The sequence below is a fragment of the Candidatus Tisiphia endosymbiont of Nemotelus uliginosus genome, from assembly GCF_964264755.1.
Lineage (GTDB): Bacteria > Pseudomonadota > Alphaproteobacteria > Rickettsiales > Rickettsiaceae > Tisiphia.
Genome location: NZ_OZ183481.1, coordinates 909,011 through 934,512 on the forward strand (window position 1 = coordinate 909,011; position 25,502 = coordinate 934,512).

26 protein-coding genes and 1 pseudogene are annotated in these 25,502 nt (G+C 32.1%); 9 read left to right on the forward strand and 18 right to left on the reverse strand.

Annotation, left to right across the window (positions count from 1 at the left end):
- Window positions 1–52: 52 nt before the first annotated feature.
- Genes rpoD through ACFELW_RS04740 form a run of 3 tightly spaced genes read right to left on the reverse strand, consistent with a single transcriptional unit; the run spans window position 53 to window position 4,376 of the window.
- The gene (gene rpoD, locus ACFELW_RS04730; RefSeq protein WP_375329787.1) at window positions 53–1,969 is read right to left on the reverse strand and encodes an RNA polymerase sigma factor RpoD; all 1,917 of its coding nucleotides are present in this window, start codon (window positions 1,967–1,969) and stop codon (window positions 53–55) included.
- 17 nt (window positions 1,970–1,986) lie between these two features.
- On the reverse strand, window positions 1,987–3,759 hold the full coding sequence (gene dnaG / locus ACFELW_RS04735) for a DNA primase (protein ID WP_375329788.1): 1,773 nt from the start codon (window positions 3,757–3,759) through the stop codon (window positions 1,987–1,989).
- Entirely contained in the window at window positions 3,756–4,376 is a 621-nt protein-coding gene (locus ACFELW_RS04740; RefSeq protein WP_375329789.1) for a diacylglycerol/polyprenol kinase family protein, read from the reverse strand. Before ACFELW_RS04740 ends, dnaG begins: the two co-directional genes overlap by 4 nt.
- A 76-nt stretch (window positions 4,377–4,452) precedes the next feature.
- Between ACFELW_RS04740 and greA the strand changes: the two genes are divergently transcribed.
- Entirely contained in the window at window positions 4,453–4,944 is a 492-nt protein-coding gene (gene greA / locus ACFELW_RS04745) for a transcription elongation factor GreA (protein ID WP_375330518.1), read from the forward strand.
- Window positions 4,945–5,174: 230 nt separating this feature from the next.
- Here the strand turns inward: greA and ACFELW_RS04750 are convergent, their stop codons facing one another.
- The 6 genes from ACFELW_RS04750 to efp form a co-directional block, all read right to left on the reverse strand.
- Entirely contained in the window at window positions 5,175–6,221 is a 1,047-nt protein-coding gene (locus tag ACFELW_RS04750; RefSeq protein WP_375329790.1) for an HlyD family secretion protein, read from the reverse strand.
- A gap of 3 nt (window positions 6,222–6,224) precedes the next feature.
- A complete protein-coding gene (locus ACFELW_RS04755; RefSeq protein WP_341749569.1) occupies window positions 6,225–6,986 on the reverse strand; it encodes a CDP-alcohol phosphatidyltransferase family protein in 762 nt (253 codons plus the stop codon).
- A 37-nt stretch (window positions 6,987–7,023) separates the two neighbouring features.
- The gene (locus tag ACFELW_RS04760; protein ID WP_375329791.1) at window positions 7,024–7,719 is read right to left on the reverse strand and encodes a phosphatidylserine decarboxylase; all 696 of its coding nucleotides are present in this window, start codon (window positions 7,717–7,719) and stop codon (window positions 7,024–7,026) included.
- A 265-nt stretch (window positions 7,720–7,984) separates the two neighbouring features.
- A complete protein-coding gene (locus tag ACFELW_RS04765) occupies window positions 7,985–8,296 on the reverse strand; it encodes a DUF2610 domain-containing protein (RefSeq protein WP_341759108.1) in 312 nt (103 codons plus the stop codon).
- 212 nt (window positions 8,297–8,508) lie between these two features.
- Window positions 8,509–9,258, reverse strand: a complete 750-nt coding sequence (locus tag ACFELW_RS04770; RefSeq protein WP_375329792.1) for an inositol monophosphatase family protein — start codon at window positions 9,256–9,258, stop codon at window positions 8,509–8,511.
- Between the two features lie 6 nt (window positions 9,259–9,264).
- On the reverse strand, window positions 9,265–9,831 hold the full coding sequence (gene efp / locus ACFELW_RS04775; RefSeq protein ID WP_250311335.1) for an elongation factor P: 567 nt from the start codon (window positions 9,829–9,831) through the stop codon (window positions 9,265–9,267).
- Between the two features lie 619 nt (window positions 9,832–10,450).
- Between efp and ACFELW_RS04780 the strand changes: the two genes are divergently transcribed.
- The 4 genes from ACFELW_RS04780 to ACFELW_RS04795 all read left to right on the forward strand — a co-directional run bounded on the left by ACFELW_RS04780 (window position 10,451) and on the right by ACFELW_RS04795 (window position 14,256).
- Window positions 10,451–11,809, forward strand: a complete 1,359-nt coding sequence (locus ACFELW_RS04780; protein WP_094649165.1) for a PleD family two-component system response regulator — start codon at window positions 10,451–10,453, stop codon at window positions 11,807–11,809.
- A 97-nt stretch (window positions 11,810–11,906) separates the two neighbouring features.
- Window positions 11,907–12,419 (forward strand): RNA pyrophosphohydrolase, encoded by a 513-nt coding sequence (locus ACFELW_RS04785; RefSeq protein WP_341759111.1) that lies wholly within the window; start codon window positions 11,907–11,909, stop codon window positions 12,417–12,419.
- Window positions 12,420–12,444: 25 nt separating this feature from the next.
- Window positions 12,445–12,591: a hypothetical protein gene (locus tag ACFELW_RS04790; protein ID WP_375329793.1), complete on the forward strand. Its 147-nt coding sequence runs from the start codon at window positions 12,445–12,447 to the stop codon at window positions 12,589–12,591.
- A 222-nt stretch (window positions 12,592–12,813) separates the two neighbouring features.
- A complete protein-coding gene (locus ACFELW_RS04795) occupies window positions 12,814–14,256 on the forward strand; it encodes an IS4 family transposase (RefSeq protein ID WP_341761641.1) in 1,443 nt (480 codons plus the stop codon).
- Here ACFELW_RS04795 and ACFELW_RS04800 read toward each other — a convergent pair.
- Complete coding sequence (locus tag ACFELW_RS04800; RefSeq protein WP_375329794.1) at window positions 14,193–14,603, reverse strand: IS630 family transposase; 411 nt, start codon at window positions 14,601–14,603, stop codon at window positions 14,193–14,195. The genes ACFELW_RS04795 and ACFELW_RS04800 overlap by 64 nt on opposite strands.
- The gene (locus tag ACFELW_RS04805; protein ID WP_375329726.1) at window positions 14,590–15,108 is read right to left on the reverse strand and encodes a helix-turn-helix domain-containing protein; all 519 of its coding nucleotides are present in this window, start codon (window positions 15,106–15,108) and stop codon (window positions 14,590–14,592) included. The genes ACFELW_RS04800 and ACFELW_RS04805 overlap by 14 nt, the downstream gene beginning before the upstream one ends.
- Window positions 15,109–15,175: 67 nt before the next feature.
- Here ACFELW_RS04805 and ACFELW_RS04810 point away from each other — a divergent pair, with 67 nt between their 5' ends.
- Window positions 15,176–15,844 carry a class I SAM-dependent methyltransferase gene (locus tag ACFELW_RS04810; RefSeq protein ID WP_375329795.1) on the forward strand — a complete coding sequence of 223 codons (669 nt, stop codon included), beginning with the start codon at window positions 15,176–15,178 and terminating at the stop codon, window positions 15,842–15,844.
- 2 nt (window positions 15,845–15,846) lie between these two features.
- Here the strand turns inward: ACFELW_RS04810 and ACFELW_RS04815 are convergent, their stop codons facing one another.
- Together ACFELW_RS04815 and ACFELW_RS04820 are read right to left on the reverse strand one after the other, a co-directional pair.
- Window positions 15,847–16,362 carry a nucleoside deaminase gene (locus ACFELW_RS04815; protein ID WP_375329796.1) on the reverse strand — a complete coding sequence of 172 codons (516 nt, stop codon included), beginning with the start codon at window positions 16,360–16,362 and terminating at the stop codon, window positions 15,847–15,849.
- A pseudogene (locus ACFELW_RS04820) lies at window positions 16,319–16,546 on the reverse strand (cation transporter dimerization domain-containing protein); the annotation flags it as partial. The pseudogene ACFELW_RS04820 and the gene ACFELW_RS04815, both read right to left, overlap by 44 nt.
- Before the next feature lie 104 nt (window positions 16,547–16,650).
- Between ACFELW_RS04820 and pdxY the strand changes: the two are divergent.
- A complete protein-coding gene (pdxY, locus tag ACFELW_RS04825) occupies window positions 16,651–17,532 on the forward strand; it encodes a pyridoxal kinase (protein WP_375329797.1) in 882 nt (293 codons plus the stop codon).
- A gap of 31 nt (window positions 17,533–17,563) precedes the next feature.
- On the opposite strand, the gene ACFELW_RS04830 is transcribed toward pdxY, so the two are convergent.
- Window positions 17,564–18,070: a nucleoside deaminase gene (locus tag ACFELW_RS04830; RefSeq protein WP_341748768.1), complete on the reverse strand. Its 507-nt coding sequence runs from the start codon at window positions 18,068–18,070 to the stop codon at window positions 17,564–17,566.
- On the reverse strand, window positions 18,027–18,935 hold the full coding sequence (locus ACFELW_RS04835; protein WP_341748767.1) for a cation diffusion facilitator family transporter: 909 nt from the start codon (window positions 18,933–18,935) through the stop codon (window positions 18,027–18,029). The genes ACFELW_RS04830 and ACFELW_RS04835 overlap by 44 nt, the downstream gene beginning before the upstream one ends.
- A gap of 135 nt (window positions 18,936–19,070) precedes the next feature.
- On the opposite strand from ACFELW_RS04835, the gene ACFELW_RS04840 reads away from it, so the two are divergent.
- Together ACFELW_RS04840 and ACFELW_RS04845 are read left to right on the forward strand one after the other, a co-directional pair.
- Complete coding sequence (locus tag ACFELW_RS04840) at window positions 19,071–19,541, forward strand: RT0821/Lpp0805 family surface protein (RefSeq protein ID WP_375329798.1); 471 nt, start codon at window positions 19,071–19,073, stop codon at window positions 19,539–19,541.
- A 93-nt stretch (window positions 19,542–19,634) separates the two neighbouring features.
- Window positions 19,635–20,354 (forward strand): metal ABC transporter ATP-binding protein, encoded by a 720-nt coding sequence (locus ACFELW_RS04845; protein WP_094649157.1) that lies wholly within the window; start codon window positions 19,635–19,637, stop codon window positions 20,352–20,354.
- A 106-nt stretch (window positions 20,355–20,460) separates the two neighbouring features.
- On the opposite strand, the gene radA is transcribed toward ACFELW_RS04845, so the two are convergent.
- The 3 genes from radA to ACFELW_RS04860 are packed head-to-tail and all read right to left on the reverse strand — an operon-like array spanning window position 20,461 to window position 25,466.
- Window positions 20,461–21,795 carry a DNA repair protein RadA gene (radA, locus tag ACFELW_RS04850; protein WP_094648959.1) on the reverse strand — a complete coding sequence of 445 codons (1,335 nt, stop codon included), beginning with the start codon at window positions 21,793–21,795 and terminating at the stop codon, window positions 20,461–20,463.
- The gene (gene mfd / locus ACFELW_RS04855) at window positions 21,792–25,184 is read right to left on the reverse strand and encodes a transcription-repair coupling factor (RefSeq protein WP_375329799.1); all 3,393 of its coding nucleotides are present in this window, start codon (window positions 25,182–25,184) and stop codon (window positions 21,792–21,794) included. Before mfd ends, radA begins: the two co-directional genes overlap by 4 nt.
- Before the next feature lie 6 nt (window positions 25,185–25,190).
- On the reverse strand, window positions 25,191–25,466 hold the full coding sequence (locus tag ACFELW_RS04860; protein WP_094648961.1) for a succinate dehydrogenase assembly factor 2: 276 nt from the start codon (window positions 25,464–25,466) through the stop codon (window positions 25,191–25,193).
- Between the last annotated feature and the right edge of the window lie 36 nt (window positions 25,467–25,502).

Here is a 25,502-nt window from a genome sequence, read left to right on the forward strand (position 1 = left end):
GATTTGGATTCAATTATATTTGGACACAAATCATTAAACAATCTTATGTAAATTAGCCACCAAAAGCAGATTCTGAAGAATTGTTGTGCTTTCTAGAACCACTCCGGAAGCTACTAAGTTTTTTAGATCTAGTCGGATGTTTTAATTTACGCAGTGCTTTGGATTCTATTTGCCTAATACGTTCCCTAGTAACATTGAATTGCTGCCCTACTTCTTCCAAAGTGTGATCAGTATTCATCCCTATACCAAATCTCATCCTTAGAACCCTTTCTTCACGAGGAGTAAGAGTTGCTAATACTCTAGTGGTAACCTCTCGTAAGTTCGATTGAATTGCTGCATCAAGTGGTAATATAGCATTTGGGTCTTCAATAAAGTCTCCCAAATAACTACCATCATCATCTCCTACTGGATTTTGCAAGCTAATTGGCTCTTTAGCTATCTTCATCACTTTACGTACTTTATCAACTGGCATAGAAAGGCGAGCAGCAATTTCTGCTGGAGTTGGTTCATAACCTAGTTCGTTCAGCATCTGCCTAGAAGTACGGATAATTTTGTTGATCGTTTCAATCATATGTACAGGAATACGTATGGTTCTAGCTTGATCAGCAATGGCTCTAGTAATAGCTTGCCTAATCCACCAAGTAGCATAAGTAGAAAATTTATACCCCCGACGATACTCAAATTTATCAACTGCCTTCATTAACCCAATATTTCCTTCCTGAATTAAATCTAAAAACTGCAATCCACGATTTGCATATTTTTTAGCAATCGAGATAACTAGACGAAGATTAGCTTCTATCATAGCCTTTTTTGCCCGAAGAACCTGTCTTTCACCTTTTTGTATGGTATGCACTAATTTTTTAAATTCAATAATTGGCAAACCGCTAATCACTTCCATGCTTCTTAATTCGCTAATCATTTGATCCGTGACATCAGATTCTTTAGCAAGGAAGTTCCTCCAATTAGCATTTTTATTTTTTTGCATTTGCCTTTTCCAATTCTCATCAATTACTGCTCCCATATATTCACTTAGGAAAGATTGACGAGTTACGCCATATTTTTCAGCTAATTTAAGAAAATTTCCTTCTTTATGCACTAATTCTTTATTCAGACTATATATTCTATTAAGAATTTCCTCCGTTCTTTTAGAGTGAAAATGGATAGCAGAAATTTCAACAATTATTAATTGTAAATTCTTGGCATATTTTTTGTTATCTTGCAACCCCTTAGGTTGAGGATAACGTGCATAATGTTTTTTTGCTTCAACTAACAACTCTTCAGAAAGTTTAGCAATTTTTTCCATACGCTTGACAACAGCAGGTAATAACTGTAATTCAATAGTAGCTATTGATAAATTACTAGCTTCTTCATGCTCTTCATGGTCTGATTCCAGATCGTTATTATGATTTTCTTCAGAATTACCACAATATTCGTGAACCATATTAGCTTCTAAATCAATCAAATCTCGAAGTAAGATTTTTTCATTAGCTAAATCCTCATGCCATTTAATAAAGAATTTCATCGATATTGGATTTTCACAAAGTGACTTAACCATTATCTCTTTACCTTCCTCAATATCTTGAGCTACTTCTATTTCAGCCTCACGAGAAAAGAGTCCTACTCCGCCCATATCTCGTAAATATAATCTTACTGGATCATCGGTTGAGCCTATATTTTCTTCTTCACTGTCATCTTCAGTCTCACTATCAACATTATTAGATAGTTTAAATTCTTCATCTACATTAATATCAAGTTTAATCTCATCTTCATCACCTTCTATAATATCAACTCCAGCCTCAGAAAACTTTGATATTACCTTTTCTAGATCATTTACTGATATATTATTAGTGATTGGAATAACTTTATTTATATCATAATAAGTAACTGCCTTACCTTTTGCTTTGGCTGATTTAACTAAGTTATCAACTGCTTCGCCTTTTTCATCTATATTCTTTTTCACTTCTGTCATAATTTATAAACCTTAAGTCAATTAGTAAAAGATTCGTTTAGATTATAAAGTTCTTTAGAGACCTTCATAATTTCTTCTCGGTATAGCATAGCTTTTTTCAATTCTTCATCCGTTCCATTTTGAATAATGGAACTATATTCTTGTTTTAATAGTACTAGGTGATGTTTCTTATGCAACCATTGCCAAAGCAACTCAGAATCTATATCATTCTTATTAAATGATATATCTAGGAATAGATTATTAGGTTTTGACAATAGCGAAAAAGTCTCATAAAATCCAGCTTTTTCTGCCAAATCAATAATATTCTCCTGATCTAACATATCATTGCTAATAATCTCTGCAAAATACCAATCACGAAAATCTTCAAGCATTTTATTTTGAAAATGTAACGTTAATAAAAAACCCTTTATTTCTTGCTTTTTAACTATCTCTGGAAATTTTACTAACATCATACAAAAAACTTGTTCTAACATCTCAATTTCTGAATAGTCTGGAGCTGAAAATATTACATTTGAATTTTTTGCAATCCCTTTACTTTGGCGTTTAATTAAATTTTGCCATATTTGCTCTTTAAAATATCTATAGTAATTATGGCTAAGAGTCCTATCTTTTATTTGCTTACAATAATCTTCAAGATTCTTTTCCAAAATAGCTTTATCTTCCGGGGTTGCAAAAATCTTACCTTCATATTCGGAACGCCAAATCATTTCGGATAGATTAATCCTTTTATCAAAAATTTTGGTAAAGCCCCCTGCCCCATCTTTATTGATAATATCATTAGGATCACTGCCGCCAGGTAACATCACAAAGGAAATTTTCTTATTACCATTTATCAATGGCAATACTAGGTTAATTACTCGCTGAGTAGCTTTTATCCCCGCCATATCACCATCTAAACAAAGTGCTATTTCATCTCCGGCACGCCATAATTTCTGCAAATGATTCTCTGTAACCGCAGTACCAAGACTTGCTACTGTCTCTTTAAAACCAGCTTGATGCAAGGCAATAACATCTAAGTACCCCTCAACCAAAATTGAATGGTTTTTCTTATAAGCAACACTAATCGCATTATTCTCTCCATATAATGTTTCATTTTTCTGAAATAATATGGTTTCCGGAGAATTTAAATATTTAGGCAATCCATTACCAATTACTCGTCCCCCGAACCCAATTACCTTGTTATAAATATTCCTAATCGGAAAAATTATCCGGTTATAAAATATCTCATACATTGTACCATCATTTCCCTTGCCCACTAAGCCTGCTTTTTGAAGTTTTTTCAAAGATATTGATTTTTTTTCAAAAAATTTCTGCAATTCCTTAGCCGGAGGAGCAAAACCAATGGAAAATTCTTTAATTGACTCTTTACTAATACCGCGGTCACGTAAATAATTACATACTTCTTGTGACAATTGTGAGGTAAAAAACCTTGCTGCCATCTCTAAGATATCAAGTAGTTCATCCGATTCTTCATGCAATTTTTGTTGCTCTACGGTTAATTTAGGCAATTCAATGCCATAATCATTGGCAAGTTTAATAGCCGCCTCTTTGTAAGATAAACCGCTAAGACTAGCAACAAATTTTATAACATCTCCGTGAACAGTGCAGCCAAAACAATAATAAAATCTCTTGGCATCATTTACAGTGAATGATGGAGATTTTTCAACATGAAAAGGACACAGCCCTAGGTAATTTCCAGATTTTTTAGTTAAAACTACTTTCTGCCGAACAATATCTGATAAATTAATCCGGGTTCTAAGAAGTTCATAAAATTCTAATGGAATTCTCATAAACCTAAAATAAAGGTGAATATAATCGTAGAAAAGCAGTAAGTAAGAGGTATTAATAAATTATCGTTGATCAATAAATCTTTTGCATAAAATTCACCAATAGTAGTAACTACAGAACTAATTATGATAACAGTAAAACTAGTATGATAGCCAATGAAAAAATACACTAACATACTAATAAAAATTGCAGAAGTTAGAAAGGCAATAGAACCTTCCAATGATTTACCATTTTCTAAAGGCTTACCTATTTTGGTACCAACTAACGCAGCAAGACAATCAGCTATTATCAATATCAACCAAGATGAAATCGCTAAACCTTTTGAAAATAAAAGAGCTGTCAAAAAAAATCCAATTGCCATAAAACTGCCACCACTTAGTCTGAATGAACCACTCCGTTCCTCGGGTCTCATAAACTTTCTAAGAAATCTATCTGTAAATTTCTTAACATATAAATTGTAGTTCCTGGCAATATCTATATATAATACACAGGCGGTAAGTAAAAATAATAGTGTAGTAACAACTAATTTAGATGAAAATAAATAAAAAAGCGGTATAATTAAGCTATATAAATGGAAAGTTTTACGTTGTATCTCAAATTTAAATATTTTAGTTTGCATGATAATCTAAAAGGGCTGTTTGACAAAGTTTAACACAACAAATATACTAGAAAACTTAACTTAGACAAGACATATTATTATGACAAAATTTCCTATTACACATAAAGGGTTCGATAGTCTAGAGAAAGAAATCAAGCACCTTAAACATGTAGAAAGACCAAAAATAATTGAGGCTATAGCAACAGCTAGAGATTTTGGAGATTTATCTGAGAATGCAGAATATCATGCAGCAAGGGAAAAACAAAGTTTTATTGAAGGTCGTATTTTAGATCTTGAAGATAAAATGGCAAGGGCGGAAATTATTGATACCTCAAAGCTCTCAGGTGACAGCATAAAATTTGGTGCCACAGTTAAGTTGATCGATGACGAAACAGAAGAAGTAGTTGTGTACCATATTGTTGGAGAATATGAAGCAGATATAACTAAAAAAAGAGTATCGATAGTATCGCCAATTGCTAAGGCTCTCATCGGTAAAGGAGTTGGAGATGTAGTAGAAGTGACAATTCCTAAAGGTTCAAAATCTTATGAGGTTTTGGAAGTAACCTATCAAGAACTAGTAGATATTTGACAGTAATTATAAAGTGAATGTTTACGGAAAAAAGTTAAAGTACAAGACGTCTATTAGCAAGGAGTAAAAAGCCTCAAACGTCATTGCGAGGAGAACGTAGGTCGGTGAAGCAATCCAATCTAATAAATGTGTGGCTTGCCACGCTCAAATACGTTCGCTCGCAATGACGTTAAAAGATATTGCAAGCCTCGCTAATAGACATTTGTATTTTAACTTTTTTTCGTGAATACTTACGTCTCATCAGTCCTAACCGAAACTATCACAGACATTCCTGGCATCAAATTACTAGTACCATTTTTAGGAACCTCAAAATCTATTAATACAGGAACCCGTTGAACAATCTTAGTAAAATTCCCAGTTGCATTATCACTGGGAATTAGACTAAATTTCGAGCCGGTAGCTGGTGATACGTTACGTATTATACCATATATAACTTTTTTGGGTAAAGAATCAAACTGTAATTTAACTTTTTGCCCTGACTGAAATTTAGCAATTTGTGTTTCTTTAAAATTAGCTTTTACATATATTCGTTCATCCTGTACAACAAAAAATAATACCCTACCCGGGCTAATGAAATTTCCTACCTGCAAACTACTATTTGCTATTATTCCATTAACCGGAGCTGTAATTTTGGTATTTACTACACTCCTGGCTATTATATTTTTATCTTGCAATAACCCTTTCAATTTTTCTTCTTCAGCAGTTTTTTGCAAAGCTAAAAGTAGTAATTTTTGCTGGGCTATTTGCAAGTTTAACTTTGCTTGATTATAATCAGTTTTTGCTTTAGTAAAAGACATTCTAGATTCATCTAATGTCTTCTTACTAGAAAAATTCCCTTTGTTAAGTTCTTGAACTCTTGTATACTCAGTTGAATTAATTTCCAAATTAGTATTAGCAAAATCAACAGCCTCTTTACTTTGTTGTAAATTAAATTGTGTGATTAAAGTTTTTTGTTCTATGATTTCTATATTTTTAATAGATGCATTAATAGAAGATTCAAGCGACGCAAGGCGTGACTTATAATCCTGATCATCGATTTCAGCAATAAGGTCACCTTTTTTTACTCTCATATTATCTGAAATCAATACATTCTTAATCACTCCACTAATCTCAGAACTAACGCTAGATATGTCTGCCTCAATATATGCATTATCAGTCGACTCTGTATGACTCCAAATATAAATATTATAAGCTAGATATACAACTATTACACTGAACAAAACTAGAAAATATTTAAAAAATGGATGAGACTTATATTTTTCAAAAGCTTCTAACATAATTTAAATTTTCTTACTAATAAAACAGCAAATTGGTATAGACAAAATATATATAGAGGCAATGAATGGTAATAAATACCATGGATATATAATAAGACTTATGATGATAACAGCAAACACCATCATGGCTAATGATAAATATTCGTGTTTTATCTTAATATTTTTTGTTGAAAATGTTGGCAACCTACTAGCCAGTAAAAAAGCAATTACCACAATATATAGACCTATTATAATGGTATGGGTACGAATATTGATACCTAAAATGCCACTCACTTCAAAATCTAGAATCATGGGAATTAGAGCAAGTAAAGCTCCACAAGGAGCAGGTACACCAGTAAAAAAATATTCTAGTTTCTTATTATTTGCCTCATGAAAAATAGCAGTATTAAATCTTGCAAGCCTTAATGCCATACATACGATAAATAGCAATATAGTTCCCCATGAAAATACTTTATATTCATATTGTTGAAAAGACCATAAATATACAAGACAAGCCGGCACTACTCCAAAATTAGCAAAATCACATAATGAGTCCAGTTCAGCACCAAAAGGACTAGTAGCATTTAGCATCCGTGCTATCCTACCATCAATTCCATCTATTATAGCAGCAACTAAGGTACAATATACAGCCCTTTCCCATATACCATCCAATCCAAATTTAATGGCACTAATACCAATCACAAGCCCCAATAGAGTGATAAAATTAGGAAGCAATTTTATAAACGGAATTGGTTTTGTTATTCTAACTTTGCGTATTCTAATCAATTTATACCTATATACTTACATTAAAGTAGCAATAGCCTCACCTTCTTTCAAATTTAAGTTCAGATGTTTTTTTGTTCTTAAAATCAGCAATAATAGTTTCTCCACCAACTGCAGTTTGCCCTTCAGTAACACAAAGGGCAGTTTTAAGTGGCAAATAAACGTCCGCTCTACTACCAAAACGGATAATACCATATCTATCACCAATTCTAACCTCAGTATCTTCTTCTAAGTCACATAATATCCTTCTGGCTATTAATCCTGCTATTTGGACAAAAGCAATTTTATGCCCACTTTTTGTTTCCATTAAAACAGATTGACGTTCATTATAGATACTGGCTTTATCAAGAGAAGCATTAAAAAACTTTCCTGGATTATAATGTAGAGATAAAATCTTACCGTTAGCTGGAATACGATTTACATGAATATTAAAAATATTCAAAAAAATACTAACTCTAATCATCTCCTGATCACCAAGACCAAGTTCTATCGGCGGAACTGCTTCAGTTATTTTTTGTACTATTCCGTCTGCTGGGCTAACCACCAAATCGTCACTAATCGGGGTAAATCGATCCGGATTTCTAAAAAAATATACACACCAAATTGTCATAACCAATACTATATACCCACAGGTATTATTGACAGTAAAGAGTAAAAAAGTTATCACAGCAAAGCTTACAATAAATATGTAGCCTTCTCGATGAATAATCTTCGACAAATCATTATATTGCTTCATTCTCACTCTCTAATTTGTATTATTTACTTTTGGCAATATTGTTATTATACATTATATTATTAATGACACTAATAGGTAATTGCATTTTATTTTTATTTTTTTTTATTACTATAGCTAATCCGATTACATGATGTAATTCTTGCTTTCTCGAGAATCTAGACCCCTGCTTACGCAGGGGTGACATCCGTCTTCTTTGTCATTCTCGCGTAGGCGAGAATCTAAGATCCCTGATTTCGCAGGGGTGACATCTAACTTTTTCGTCCTGTCACTTTATATCATCGCTAATATCATTATTACTTTCTGATTCTTCATTTTTTTCAGCTCTATCGTCCTCTTCTTGGGCTGAACCAAGAGCATACACACATAATTCTTCAAGTAATACATTATTCTTATTAGCCAGTTCTTGTAGTTTAGTGATTGCATCCATTACCTCTGTGGGTATTTTTCCACCACGTTGCTTTGATAACCAGTCATCCTGAAAATGTAAGGGATGATGTCCCGGCTCAGGTTGCCCTACATATATGGTAAACGGTGCCATTTGCCCACCGAAATCACAATTAACAGTAAATTTTTTCATAACATAATATCAAACTATTAAAAATCCCACTATGTGGTCTCGCAATGACGTATACGTCTATAACTCGTCATTGAGAGGAGGCGTGAGCCGACGAAGCAATCCAAGAAAATGGTTAGAAATGGATTGCTTTGACCTACTTGCGTGGTCTCGCAATGACTTTGGGGTTACCTTAATGTACATGATATAACAAAAAAATAAAAATAAAATATTTTTTAAATAGATGTTTTTTCTGCTAATAAATGTTCAAATTTTTTAGAAAGTTCACAATTAGTAGCAACAAACATTTCATCCTTATTTATTATTGCTCCACCTGCTTCTCGGATGATTAGATCAAAAGCGGCTTTTAAAGTATAATTTAATGACGAAAAATAAACAGCATCGATCTTACCAGCGGCTAGTAGTAACATTCCATAGCAGTGACAACCAAAAACCCTAGCATTTTTCAAAAAAACTGGGTTGATATTAAGATCATCGGTAGCGATTAGAAAATTATCAACACTACTACAACCAGAAACCCTTAATCTACTATTGTTACTAGTATTATTTTCTGACCATACCCCTCTTCCTTTTTCAACATAATAAATCTCATCAAAAGCTGGAAAATTTATCACCGTACATATCGTAGTTAAAATTTGATTAATCTTCTTTAAACACGTTATAGATACAGCAAAAAATGGTAGGCTCTTTTCTAAATTACTAAAACCATCCAGCGGATTTATTAGTAAAACCATCTCTTCACTATTATCTAGTTTAAACTTATCCTCTGGAAAGAATAACGCACTTGTATATTTTTGCAACTCATTACGTAATAAATCTTGTGCTTTAACATAAGCTTTATTACAAAAATCATAATTTCCTTTACTAGACCTTTGAAGCATTCCTAGCTCCAAAAAATCTCTATGAAAAAATTTAACAGCTTTACGTGAAGCAGCAATAAGTAAACTGGTTATCGGTTGTTGCATAAAACGTTACTTAGCTCTTTCAACAAAGCTAATATCTTCAATTTTTACCACTATTTTTTCACCTACCACTAAGTAAGGTGGTACCATTACCTTTACTCCATTAGTTAAAATTGCTGGTTTGTAAGAAGATGTGACCATAGCCCCTTTAATTACGGGATCAGTTTGCATAATTTCAGCAATAACGGTTTGTGGTAATTCAGCACTTAAAGCTTTTTCCTCATAAAACTGTACCTTTAATACCATATTATCTTCAAGGAATGGCAAACTTTCACCAAGAATTGACTTATTAATTAAAATTTGCTCAAAGGTCTCATTATCCATTAACACTAGATTATCTTCCTCAAAATAGAGGAATTGTAAATCTTTGGTATCAAGTTGTGCTTTTTCAACATAATCAGATGAATTAAACCGCTCGTTAAGCTTTGTACCAGTTTTAAAATTTTTCATCTCTACTTGTACATAAGCCCCACCTTTACCGGGTTTAGTATGTTCAGGCGTTTTATGCACAACCCATAGCTCATTATTATATACTATAATGTTGCCAGCTCTAATAGCATTTGCTGAAATTTTCATATTATTATTACTTTATTATTATCACTTATCTAAAATCTAGTCCCAAATTAACTATTAAGGACATGAATTTATTAGGAAGAATATACAATAACTGCTATAAAAACAAGTATATTTAAGTAATATAATTTCAGAGTAGTTTAGAAATCGTAGGAAAAAACAACCGACGTCATTGCGACGAAGCAATCCATTTTTGTGTCACCCCTGCTTTGGGGCAGGGTCTAGATTCCCGCCTACGCGGGAATGACAGGGTAAAAACGTCATTGCGAGGAGGCGTAAGCCAACGAAGCAATCCATTTTTGGTTACTTCTTATGGATTACTTCAATGCTACTTAAGCTCCTTGCAATGACGTTTTGTACTTTCCTGCAAATTTTAAATTATCCTGATAATAATTTAGTAAAATTACTTAGTGCTATAAAAAATTATGATACAATCACAATAGACCTATTGCATAACCTAATCTAATTGGTAATTTTGTTGTCAAAACTCGTCTCCGTTCCTCACGTACATCTTAGTACGCTGCGGTACTCGACTTCGTTTTTCCTAAAAATTCCTCAATTATCTTTAGGTTATGCAAGAGGTCTAATATTATAAAAAACATAAAGAGAATATATTTATTTTATGACTGCCAATGTACTAGTAGTTGATGATATAGAAGCAAATATTAAATTACTGGAAGCTAAACTTTTAGGGGAATATTACACTGTCTTTACTGCCAATAACGCCAAAGACGCTCTAAATGTTCTTGCCATTAATAGAATTGATATTGTATTGCTTGATGCCATGATGCCTGATATGGACGGATTTGAAACCTGTAGAAGAATTAAGTCTAATATTTCTACCATGCATATACCAGTTATTATGGTTACAGCCCTTTCTGATACTGAAGATCGCATCAAAGGTCTGGAAGCTGGAGCTGATGAGTTCTTAACAAAACCTATTGATGATACTGCTCTTTTTGCCAGGGTACGATCTCTTGCTAGAATGAAGGCGGTTATTGATGAACTCAAACTAAGAAACACTACTAATGCTGAATTAGGTGGCTCTGTCATAGAAATACAAGATAATTTTTCAGATAGTAAAATACTGTTAATTAACGATGATATAGTACAGGCAAGAAATATCAATAAAATGCTTCTAACTCTTACCCCCAATATCAAAATAATATCTGATATCAATGAATTGGAGAAAGATAGTGAAGATACTCTAGATTTAGTAATTATTAGCTGCCAATTAGAACAAGGAGACCCTTTGAGAATAAGCGTGATGTTACGCTCTAATACTAAATTTCATGATATAGTGCTGATATTACAAGCTGAAGAAGAAAATAGAGCAACAGTTATCAAAGGTTTAGAACTGGGTATTAATGATTATTTTATGTATCCAGTAGATAAGAATGAGCTGTTAGCTAGAATTAGAACTCAACTGAGAAGAAAACACTATCAAGATAAATTACGCAATGATTTAGAATTAAGCGTAAACTTATCTATTAAAGATGGTTTGACTGGTATATTTAACCGTCATTATTTTGATACGCATATAAAGCAAATGGTAAAAAAAGCTGATGATAGCAAAAGACCTTTATGCTTACTAATGTGTGATATTGATTATTTTAAACAAGTTAATGATAATTATGGTCATCAAGCGGGAGACGTAGTGCTAAAAACCGTTGCTAATGTTCTGAAGAATATTTTTAGGGTTACAGACTTAATTGCTAGATATGGAGGTGAGGAATTTGCTGTCCTGTTAAACGATATAACAATTGACGAGGCTATGTATGTAGCGGAGCGGGTAAGAACAAGAGTGGAATCTATTGAGTTTAAAGTTAAAACTCAAGAAAATCCTATTAAAAAAACTATCTCAATAGGAGTAACTGAATATAAAACTGGAGAAACTATTAGTGATTTTATAGAGCGTGCCGACAAAGCTCTTTATCAAGGAAAGGAACAAGGGAGAAATAGAGTGATTAAAATAACTTAAGATTAATAATTTAGGTACACAAATGAAGAGCAATCAGGTATAATAGGTTGAGAGATGGGCGTTTTGCAAATCTGCCTTTCATACAAAACTTAAGAATATGAAAAATAAAACTCTTCGTAAATGTTACCATGAATTACCATACAGACCAAGTGTAGGTATGATGATAATTGATGGTACTAATAGAGTGTTTGTTGGTAAAAGAATCGACACTAAAATATCGGCTTGGCAAATGCCCCAAGGCGGTATAGATTTGGGAGAAACACCCAGTGTTGCAGCTCTTAGGGAAATGCTAGAAGAAATAGGTTGTAATAAAGGTGATATTCTTGCAGAAAGCAAATATTGGTATAGTTATGACGTACCTAAAATTTTAATACCTAAATTATGGAATGGTAATTTCCGAGGGCAAAAACAAAAGTGGTTTTTAATTAGGTTTACAGGCACTAATGAAGATATTAATATTAACACTAGTAACCCAGAATTTGAGGAATGGCGTTGGGTTAAATTTGACGAATTATTGTCAATTATAATTCCCTTTAAACGAAAACTTTATAAAGCTGTAGTTAAAGAATTTTCTCCGATCATTAATGATACACTATGTTCTGTAAAGTAAGAAATTAGAAATTACATTTGGTATTATGACTAATAAAAAACAGTTGGCTTTTGGTGTAGATTCTCGTAGATGCGAGAAATATAGTTTGCGTCAAAGTAGATATTACGTTATTTCAAAAGATGTTATACCAATTCCCGAATTTAATTTAGTAAATGATTCATGCAACAAATAGATTGAATTAGCAAGGTATTTAAATTTTTAATAGAGGAAGATACTACTATTTCTAATTGTTCAATTGTATTGTATACTTTATTCTTTATAGTCTCAGACTTTAAATGTTCCCATAATCGCTCCGCAGGATTTAATTCTTACTTTTACCCACAAATATAAAATTAAGTATAAACTAATATTGAATTATATACTTAAAATATAAGAAGGGGAAAGAATGAGGAATATGCAAGCGTTATCTAATGCTTACAACTTAGGTAATAAGTGGTTAGAAAGGGAATTTAGGCATGTTAACTTTGGAGATCAAAGGCTTATAAAAAGACTTATTAAAACTAGCTCACTTATAGAAAGCAAAGCTTCTGGTTCAATAAATCAAAGTTGCAGAAGTTGGAAAGAGGCTAAAGGAGCGTATAGATTATTTAGCAATAAAAAATTTGATCCAGCGGGAATTTATTATTCACATTATAAAGAAACACAAGAAAGGATTAAAGGTAATGAGTTTGTATTTTCAGTTCAGGATACAACATACCTAGATTTTGATTCTCATATTAAAACTAAAGGGCTCGGTAGCGTCTCAAAGTCTTATACAAAACATAAAATGGGGCTGATTGTGCATAGTGCCTTGATGTTTACAATGGAAGGATTACCTTTAGGATTATCTTCTCAACAATGTTGGGCTCGTGTTATACGTGAAGAAACTGCACAAGAAAAATCAAGAAGAAAATATATCTCTTCTACTGAAGATAAAGAAAGTTATAAGTGGATAGCAGCACTTAAGGACACTATGCATATTATACCTAAAGACACTAAAGTTATAACTATTGGTGACAGAGAAGCAGATATCTTTGAACTATTATGGTCGTGTCAAGAAATGGGTAGTTTGTTTATTGTTCGTAATAGACAAAATAGAAAATTTATTTCTACAGAGGGAGGAAAAACAAATTTGCAAACCCATATAAATCAGATATCAGCAAAGAAAGAAATAGTAATTCAAGTTCCAAAAAAGAACAATGAAGCAGCAAGAATGGCAAATATTGAAATAAAATATATGTCTGGTTTAATACCAATTAGAACCCCTTCATTATATGGTTCAAAAAATACTGAACACAAAATCAGTGATAAAGTAGTGCTCTATGTTGTAAGAGCTAAAGAACAAGTCCCCCCTAAAGGAGTGGAAGCAATTGATTGGCTCTTGCTAACTAATGTTCCTGTCAGTAATTTTGAAGATGCGATTGAAAGGATAAATTGGTATAAGTTAAGATGGAGAATTGAAGAATATTTTAGAGTTCTAAAATCTGGATGTAAAATAGAAAATTCTCGTTTAGCTACAAAAGAAAGGCTAGAAAAATTAATTGCCATAAAAAGCATCATTGCATTTAAAATTTTATATTTATCAAAAGTAGCAATATCTCATCCGCAAGAAGTGTGTACTAAGATTTTAACTTCACAAGAATGGCAAACTCTTTATATTCGAGAGCATAAAACTATTTCCATACCTGAAGAACCTCCAACTATGAAACAAGCTATTATCTGGCTTGGTAAATTAGGAGGATTTATGAATAGAAAAAATGATAAATTACCAGGAACTATGACACTATGGAGGGGCTACGAAAATCTTACAGAAAGTATCGAAATATTATCTATATTTCTCTCCCAAAATTGTGGGTAAAAGTAAGTATTTAATTCAGGAGAATATGGTGGCAAATAAAGAATTTCTATATTAGCAGGAACCACTAAGTCCTTAGCCTTATGCCATCCAGCACAATCCATAACAACAATGGCTTTTTGATCGCCTATATGTTTAGACATTTCCGCAAGAAACATGTTCAAAGACATAGTATTAACATTTGGCATCATTAAGCTAAAATCATCTCCTGTTATTGGGTTAACAGCACTGTAAACATAAAAATTCTGAAAACCTATTTTGATTTTAACTTGAGTTCTGATACCTTTGCGAAACCAACCATGACCTAATTTAGAATGAGTTCCAAAACGCGATTCATCAAAGAAATACAAAAAACTTCTTGGATTGCTTGTTATTTTTTCTTGAATTTTTTTTAAACTGTTCATGAGTTTCTTTATTCTGTTTGTAATGCACTGGTCTTGGAGTAATGTACGCAAACTTAAGCTTGTGCAATGCCCTGTGTACAGCCGATTTACTTACATTAATTCCCAAATTTTCTTTAAGTTTTATGACGATACTTTTTATTGTTATGTTACAATCTTCTTGTATCCATTTGTTTATTGCTTCATAGCAGCTTTCCGTTAAATCGCTTTTCCTTCCCCTACCTTTTTTATATTCAAGATTTTTATCATCGCCTTGGGCAAAGCTTTTTATCCAGTTTCTTAGCGTATTAGTTGTGATATCAAATATTTTAGACACCATACCAATACCATGTTCTTTTGCAGCTACTATAGCTCTTAACCTAATAGCGATCCTATTCTCTTTGTTCGTACTTGCAAGTTGAGCTATAGCCTGTTTGTATAAATCTTCTGTTATTAATTTTTGATGAGTACCCATTACATTCCTAATTTTATCTATCTTTTACATTATAACCTATTTTTCTCATCTTTATACTAAATTAAATTTGGGAATTGGTATTAGTCGTATTGTAAGTGAAATTAAATCTAAAAACCAAAGAGTAAAGTTATTAGATATTGGTGTTGCTTCTGGTGTGTCTCGGTGTTATATCGAAAATCAACCAAATAATGAAGTAATAGATTATTATGGAGCAGATATTGAAATAAGAGATGATATATATAAGAAGGAATCTTATAGTTGTTTATACCAAGCTGATTTAATGCAAGGAATGTTAAATGTTCCGAGCAACAGTTTTGACATTGTAATTTGTGAACAAGTTTTAGAGCATTTAGATGAATTAGAACTTGCTTTTAAATCGATAGAAAGAGTATTAAAGCCTGGCGGGACGTTATTTCTGGGGGTTCCAATTTTCCCTCATGGAATACATTTAGTACGTCGATATTTAGTGCCTTTAATTGATAAAATATGTCGAATAAAAAAAGTTAGAGGTCATGTTCAAGCATTTTCATTAATTACATTTACAAAATTACTTCATAAATATACTGAATTGGAAATTTTAGAACATAGAGGATTTCGAGTTATTTCAGGAGGTATTCTTCGACCACTTGAAAATCATAAATGGTGGTTAGATTTTAACCTTAAATTAGGTAAACTAATTCCTAGCCTATGCATCGAAATTCAGATTGTTGCTAAGAAGTCAGATAAGGCAATATAGATTTATAGTAAACGGGGATTACATTTTTGATATCTTACCTTGTAAAAAAACTCCTTGATTAGATTTTCAGAAATTTTTGCCGAAAAGCCACTATATATTTCAGGGCGGTAAAAACAAGATTTGCTATTAAAAAAACGTCCACCATTTTCAATCGCCCCTTGTTTTGGATCATTTGCCGCATAAAATAATCTAGCTATTCTAGCGAAAGATATTGTTCCAGAACACATAACGCATGGCTCTAAAGTAACATACATATCACAATCTGATAAATTTTTACTAGATAGAATCTGACAAGATTGATTTATCGCTACAATCTCAGCATGCAATACCGGGTTTTTGGTTTGCTCAACAATATTATGAGCCTTTGCAATAACTTTGTTAGTTATTCTATTGACTATAATAGCCCCTACTGGAATTTCATTTTTATCTAAAGCAAATTGTGCTTGCTTTAGAGCTTCCTCCATAAAAAAATTGTTAAATTCTGTTGATCTTTTCACGGTAATTAACTTTTTCTTCATAACCATATGGATCTAGATGAATAATTATTTCTGCCCCTGGAAACTCTAATAGCAATGCACTACAAATTTGATCACTATGATAATGAGAATTATATAATGACATATCTGCATCCATTTCTATGTGACATTGTATAAACGGCTTACTTGCAGCATATCTAGTTTTCATTTCATGGATGCCTTTTACTTCTTTAAAGCTAATAATTCTTCAAATAATTTGCATATATCTATTAGTGTAGTTGATTTTTATGATATATTGTCATACAGGAAGGATGAATTTTTAGAGGTATTATGCCAATAATTAATAATTATAATCTCAAACAACAATCTGGTATTGTATCTATACAATCACATGTTGCTTATGGGTATGTGGGTAACAAGGCTGCAGTATATCCATTGCAATCTATGGGATATGACGTATGGCCTGTAAATACAGTACAATTTTCTAATCATACCGGGTATGGACAATGGCAAGGAGAAATATTTAGCAGGGAGCATATTAGAAATATATTACAAGGAATAGAACATCTAGGGGTTTTAAATCAATGTTGTGCTATATTGTCAGGTTATATGGGAAGTGCTGATATATGCTATGAAGTATTTGATATTGTTAATAGATTAAAACATCAAAACAGTCAATTGCTATATCTTTGTGATCCAGTCATAGGTAATACACATTGTTACGTAAAACCTGAAGTTTTAAATTTTTTTAAAACCAAGCTTATAGCTGATATTATTACTCCTAATCAATTTGAAGCTGAGATATTATCAGGTATTAAGATTACTAATACAAAAAACCTTAAATTAACTTTAAGGTTTTTTCATGATTTAGGAATACAAATTGTAGTAATTACTGGAGTAAAATTATTTGATATATCATCTACAGATATACACCTTGTTGCTTCTGAGGGAAAAGATACTTATATAATCAAGACAAAAGAATATAATTTTCCTAAAGTAATAAGTGGAGCTGGAGATTTATTATCTGCTATATATCTGGGTAGCTATATAGCCACCAAAAGTATAATTCAAAGTTTACAAATCTCAGCCTATTATATGGATAAAGTAATGGGTTATACTTTACAATCAGGAGCAAAAGAATTACAAGTAACAAAAATAAGCTATGATACAGTATTATATACTAATGATTTGCCAAGAGTTATAACAATTTAGGATTCTATCACATCTGTTTACTGGGAGAAACCTAGGAATGGCATTTTTGATATCTTACCTTGTAAAAAAACTCCTTGATTAGATTTTCAGAAATTTTTGCCGAAAAGCCACTATATATTTCAGGACGGTAAAAACAAGATTTGCTATTAAAAAAACGTCCACCATTTTCAATCGCCCCCTGTTTTGGATCATTTGCTGCATAAAATAATCTACCTATTCTAGCGAAAGATATTGCACCAGAACACATAACGCATGGCTCTAAAGTAACATACATATCACAATCTGATAAATTTTTACTAGATAGAATCTGACAAGATTGATTTATCGCTACAATTTCAGCATGCAATACCGGATTTTTGGTTTGCTCAACAATATTATGAGCCTTTGCAATAACTTTGTTAGTTATTCTATTGACTATAATAGCCCCTACTGGAATTTCATTTTTATCTAAAGCAAATTGTGCTTGCTTTAGAGCTTCCTCCATAAAAAAATTGTTAAATTCTGTTGATCTTTTCACGGTAATTAACTTTTTCTTCATAACCATATGGATCTAGATGAATAATTATTTCTGCCCCTGGAAACTCTAATAGCAATGCACTACAAATTTGATCACTATGATAATGAGAATTATATAATGACATATCTGCATCCATTTCTATGTGACATTGTATAAACGGCTTACTTGCAGCGTATCTAGTTTTCATTTCATGGATGCCTTTTACTTCTTTAAAGCTACTAATTATTGATATAATTTTTCTTCTATCTTTTTCTGGTAACTCTTCATCAATAAGATTTTTTAAAGCTTTTCTGAACAAAGCATAAGAAGCATATATTATGTACAATGAAATAGCTATACCAAATAATGAATCTATAAACCAAAAACGAGTAGTTAAGTTTATAGAAAAGATTACCGCAATATTTGTTAATAAGTCTGTAAAATAATGTAATTTATCTACTTTTATTATTTCTGAACTAGTCTTTTTTATCACATAAGTTTGATAAGCTACCAAAATAAAAGTTAGTATAATACACAAATACATTACATTGATACCAGACTCTATATTGCTTGGAACAGATTTATCAATAAGAGATTTTATCGAAGAGAAACAAATAAATAAACCAGAAACACAAAAGAATACTGATTGTGAAAAAATTGCTAAATCTTGGATTTTTTCATGCCCAAATCTATGGTGATAATCAGGGGGTTGCAGTGCAAAACGAATAGCAATCAAATTAATAAAAGACGATGAAATATCAAGTATAGCATCAATTAAAGATGCTAAAATAGACTGAGAATCAGTCACAATCCATCCATAAGATTTAATAAATAAGATGAATGCAGCTAAAATAAAAGATACATAAGATGCCGATTTAATTAAATTTTGATGCTCTGAAGTCGTCATATAAAATTTCAATTGTTTTATAATATAAAATACATTATTATCCAGATAGTGTACTATAGTCAAGAGGTGTATCAAATTTAACGATACTTAATAAGATTTTTTGTATATCTTTAATTTAAAATTATATGGTTTTTTATGAATTTAAAATTCAAAATTACGGCAATCATTTTGGCAACAACAATGTTGCACGGCTGTTCTGGCATGAATAAACAAGGTGGTGGAACATTAATTGGCGGTGTAGCTGGTGGGCTTTTAGGATCTCAATTTGGCAAAGGCACAGGACAACTTGTAGCAACTGGTGCAGGTGTTCTAATTGGGGCACTTGTTGGCGGTCATATTGGTCAAACTATGGATGAGAATGACAGAAAATTGGCACAATTAAGCTCTCAAAAAGCATTGGAGACTGGCTCTAGTGGTCAAAGTGTAGAGTGGCGTAATCCGGATAGTGGTAATTACGGATATGTAACACCAGAAAGAGCTTTTAAAAACGATCAAGGGCAATATTGTCGTGAGTATACTCAAACCGTCGTTGTCGGTGGTAAGCAGGAGAAAGCTTATGGCCAAGCTTGTCGTAAACCAGATGGGCAGTGGGAAATTGTTAAATAGACTATCATAAATTTAGCAACACATCGTCATTGCTTCGTCGATCTACGATCTTCCTTGCAATGACGCCATTTGTAAAGTTTCGCAAGGATTCTAATGCCTATTTCTAAATCAGAAGATACTATATTAATAAAGTTCAGTAATGTATCTAAGCAATTTGGCAAAAAAATTCCCCTTACCAATATTAATTTTACTATCAAAAAAGGCGAAGTAACGACTTTAATTGGTCCAAATGGTGCTGGCAAAACAACAATAGCTAGGTTAATCTTAGGTTTAGATCGCCCTTCCTCTGGTAACATAATAATTCACCCTAATCTAAAAATTGGCTATGTCCCTCAAAGATTAGATTTTGCTTCAGATTTACCAATTACAGCTGAAAATTTTTTGTATTTATTAGCTTCAAATAGTACTAACAAGGATTGGCAAGAATTGAGCAATTTTATTGATTTTGATAATTATAAGCATCACGATATTTCTGAGCTTTCTGGTGGTCAATTTCAGAAGTTAATGCTAACTGCTAGCTTACTGAACAATCCTGATCTAATTATTTTAGATGAACCAACTCAATCATTAGATGTTACTAGCCAACAAGAATTTTACCGAATCATTAATCAAATAAAAAAACGTCTAAATATTACAATTTTTATGATCTCACATGATTTATTTACGGTAATGAAAAATTCCGACCAAGTAATATGTTTAAATGGTCATATCTGCTGTAGTGGCAAACCAAATGATTTAGCAGAAAACCAAGAATTCCTAAACACCTTGTCAGCAATTGGTTTTTATGTCCATCATCATGACCATAAACATTAGGAGTTGTAAGAAAATAGGGTTCACTTCTTTATAAATAAAATATGCCAATCATTTATAAGTTGATTTACACTTGTAAATTATAACATAATGCTATCATATACAATTATTATATTAACTCTTTTAATTCCTTTAGATTACCAATTGGACAAATTAGGTTACTACTCAGTTTTTCAAGTTTGGAGCAAATTAATTTATTGAATCCTAATTTTGTCGCTTCTTTTATTCTGACTTCTGCCGCAGTTACTTTCCTTATTTCACCAGATAAACCAATTTCTCCAAAGAAAATACTATGTTCTGGCACAGCTTTATTTTTTGCAGCAGAAATTAAAGCAGCTGCAACAGCTAAGTCTGAAGCTGGGTCTGAAATTTTAAGCCCACCAGCAACGCTCAAATATACCTCATGAGAAGATAAATTAAGACCAAATCGTACATTTAATACAGCTATTATCATTGCTAGCCTATTCAAATCCCAGCCTACAACTGAGCGTCTTGGCATTGGTATATTTGACGGAGCAATTAATGCTTGAATTTCGATTAATAAAGGTCTTGATCCTTCGATTCCAGCAAATACTGTTGTACCGCTAACGTTTTTGTCTCTTTTCATCAGAAATAGTTCAGAAGGGCTAGAGACTTCAATAAGACCGCTAGCAGTCATTTCAAAAACACCAATTTCTCCTACTCCACCAAACCTATTTTTAATAGACCGTAAAATCCGAAAATGACTATTATGATCACCCTCAAAATATAGTACGGTATCAACGAGATGCTCAAGTAACTTAGGACCAGCTAATTGCCCATCTTTTGTCACATGACAACTAAGCAAAATAATAATATTATTATGTTTAGCATAGTTAACTAATTCATTAGCACAGGCACGAATCTGGGAAATAGTACCAGGGGGCGATGATAATGTACGAGTTACCATCGTTTGAATTGAATCAATCACTACCAAATCAATATTGTTCTTATCGGCATCAATAGTTGAGATAATATCTTCAATGCTAGTGGCGGCTAAGATGGAGGTTGTTTTATTAGTAAGTCCTAGTCTTAAAGCTCGGAGTTTTATTTGGTCAATAGATTCCTCTCCAGTTACATACAGACAGCACTTCATTGTAACACAAGAGGAGGTTGCCACTAAGTGTAATAATAAAGTTGATTTCCCAATTCCAGGGTCACCGCCAATTAAAATTGCAGAAGAGCATACCAACCCGCCTCCCAACACCCTATTTAATTCCTTTATAGGCGTAGGGATACGTAACGAATCCACTACCACCCCATCCAGCTTTTGTATTTCTTGTTTATTACCTAACTTAACTTGCGTTTGACTAATTATCTCTTCTTCAATCCCTCCCCATAAGCCACAATCAAAACATTGCCCTGTCCATTTTGACGTACTATTACCACAATTTGTACATATATATTGCTTTTTAATTTTGCTCACGCTGCTAATAATTGTTCTAACAAACTATTTGTTTCTTCTATAATATCCTTTCCTACCAATATTTTGCTAAATATTAATTTAGTATCCGGTTTTATTTTGGTTTGCTGAGGATGTTTTATAACAAAATTCATAACCTTACCAGCTATATCCGCTTCTTTGTAAAATTTTAAAACAAATCCTCGTTCACCAGAGTCTAAATTTTCAATATTAAGTTTACTGCATTTATGTTTTATTTTCACTATATCAAGTAGATTATTAAACTCTAATGGAATAGGGCCAAAACGATCAACCATTTCATCCTTAAAATTTTCAATATCTGTATCGTCAGTTAAATTGCCAATTCGTCTATACAAACTTAGTTTAAGAGAAGAATCTGCAATATAATTATCGGGAATGAAAACAGGTAACCCCAAATTAATTGTCGGAACAAAAGATTTTGGATTTTCAGTAACTTCACCCTTAAAAATTGCTATTTGTTCATCTAACATTTCCTGATAAAGCTCTACCCCTACTTCTTTAATCTGGCCTGATTGTTCCTCCCCTACTAAATTACCAAAACCACGTAAATCCATATCATGGCTAGCAATAGTAAACCCGGAACCAAGAGTGCAGCTACTCTGCATTATTTCTAGACGTTTTATTGAATGGGCAGTCATCTTTTTATAATTTGCTAAGGTTAGATAGGCATAACCTCTGAATTTACTTCGCCCTATCCTCCCCCTGAGCTGATATAACTGACTTAGACCAAGAGTATCAGATTTATGAATAATCATCGTATTAGCTTCGGCAATATCTATACCGGATTCAATTATTGTAGTAGAAACTAGTATATCAAACTTACCATCACAAAATTCACCCATAATCTCATCTATTTTGCCAGCTGGCATCTGACCATGAGCAACTTTATACTTTAATTCTGGCACAATTATTTGTAAATATCTTTCTATATCTGGAATATCCTTAATTCTAGGTACCACATAGAAGCTTCTACCACCACGGAAACGTTCTCTAAGTAAAGCATCTCTGATAATTACTTGGTCAAATGGCATCACTGTTGTTCGAACTTCTAACCTATCCATTGGCGGGGTGGCAATGATGCTAAGATCTTTAAGACCAACCATTGACATTTGCATTGTACGAGGAATTGGTGTTGCTGAAAGAGATAGAACATGCATTGTAGCTCTGAGACTCTTTAAATATTCTTTTTGAGCAACACCAAAATGTTGTTCTTCATCAATTATTAATAATCGGAGATTATTAAATTCTATATTTTTACTTAATAAAGCATGCGTGCCAATTATTATATTAGCTGTACCATTTTTGATTTGTTCTTTAATAATTTTAGCATCTTTATTGCTAACCAGACTGGATAATTGTACTATATTTAAACCAAAATCTTTAAATCTTTTAACAAACCTTAAATAATGCTGCTTACCTAGAATAGTAGTTGGTACGATGATCGCTACTTGAGAAGTCATCGTAATTGATTTTGCTACCATAAAGGTTGCTCGTATAGCTACTTCGGTTTTCCCAAAACCAACATCTCCGCAAATTAATCTATCCATTAAAATACCAGAGTCAAAATCTTTTTTAATGTCGTTTATGGCATTTAATTGATCTTCAGTTTCAGTATATTTAAATCTATGACAAAATTGCTCATACTCTGTATGATCAAATTCTATTGGATTTGCTACAGTTAACTTTCTCTTCGCAGCTATTTTTAATAATTGTTCAGCAATTTCTGTAATACGGTTTTTAAGCTTGGCTTTACTTCTTTGCCATGCACTACTACCCAATTTGGCAAGCTGTGCTTCACCACTGCCATATTTTTTAATTAGTTCTATATTTTCAACAGGAATATATAATTTATCATTATTCTCATATAGAATTTTTAGGAAATCATGAGCTTTGCCTTTAACATCTAGTGTTTCAACGTTAAGAAACTGACCAATACCATGATCCTTATGAACAATTAGCTCTCCTTCAGTTAAATTATCTAATTCCATTAAAATGTTTTTGAGCTTACGTTTAGCACCTTGCTGACGAAAATTCACCGCACTTTTTCCTAGAATATCATGAGCGGCAATAAACAAATATTTATCACTATAAAACCCTTGGCTAAGTTGAACATAGGCAAGATTTATAACTGCAATTTTTGCTTGTTGTAAATTGTCTATCTCGATATATTTTCGTGAGTAACTATCTATTAGGCTTTTAAATCTTTCTAAATTACTTTTAGAATGACAAAAAATAATCGGTATTTTATTTTTATTATTTTCTATAATTTCGAATAGCTTATTAAAAACTGTCTTATCCTCCATAAAACTAGTTACCGTAATTTTTTCTAATGAATGGGCATAAGACGAATCTTCTGGTGTAATTAAAATATTATTATCCTGTTCCAAGAACTTTTGTATTTCCTGGCTGGTAAAATAAACTTGTTCGGGAGGCAATGCAGGATAAAAGGTATTTAATTTTATTTTGTTAGACTCAATCCGCGATCTATAAAGATCCGTATAATTATTTTCCTGCTCAATAATTGATTGCAACGATAAATTATCGTAAATAATAACAGGATCATCCAAGTAATTAATTAGGCTACTGAAAGAATTATAAAATAAAGGAGATAAATGTTCATATCCTTGGAATTTTTTCCCCTCAATCACTGATTCATATAAAGGGGTATTGACATAATTAACTCCAAAAACTTTTAAATAATTATCTCTAAAATTCTTTATTGTTTCTGGATTTAATATCACCTCACTAGCAGAATTAAGTATTAGCTCTGTGCAATTATTAGTAGAAATCTGACTATCAATATCAAATTCTTTTATTGACTCTATGTGATCCCAACTAAAATTAATACGATAAGCTTTAGAACCAGGCAAGACTATATCTACTATCTCTCCTCTTACCGAAAATTCACCACTATCAATACTACTGCTACTCCTAGTAAAACTATTATGTACCAAGAATTCCGCTAATTTATCGGCTGAGAGCTGCATTTTATTATGTAATCTCAAAAAAGACTTAACCAATAACTCTGGAGGAGGTAATTTTGTCAGTAAATTTATAGCACTAGTCACTACCAATTTTGTATCGTTATTACTTGCCAAGTAACTCAATATATTCGCTCTTTCTGATAAAATATTTTGATTTGGCGAAATACGATCATATGGTATAGTATCAAGACTAGGAAAATATAATATGTTGCTAGTTTTAATATTTTGTGCCATAAATAATAATTGTTTATGGCTATTGATTGCATCATCTTCATTGGCAAAGATAAGTAAAATATTCTTGGTACGTTTATTTGATAAATGTTTATTTGATAAATACTCACTAGCAAAAAAACTTTTTGCACTGAGCGGAAGTGGTTGTTGTATCATTATTTACTAAGCTTCTATGTTGTTAATATCAAAACTAAGTATTTGTAACATTACTTTTGAGTTTAAGTGAGAAGGAGGAGCAGTTTTACTGGTAATCCAATCATAAATATCTATGTCATTTTGGTTAAGTATTAAAGCAAAATCTGCTAAATTAGCTGCATCCATGTTAGCAAGAAATTTTTCAGCAAATTTACCCAATATTAAGCCAATTTCTTTGCAACCACGATTTTTGCTTTGATATAACAATTTTTTGGTTAAAGATGTTTTGTTAAAATAATCCATATTTACAATATTACAAAAAAACATCATAATATAATT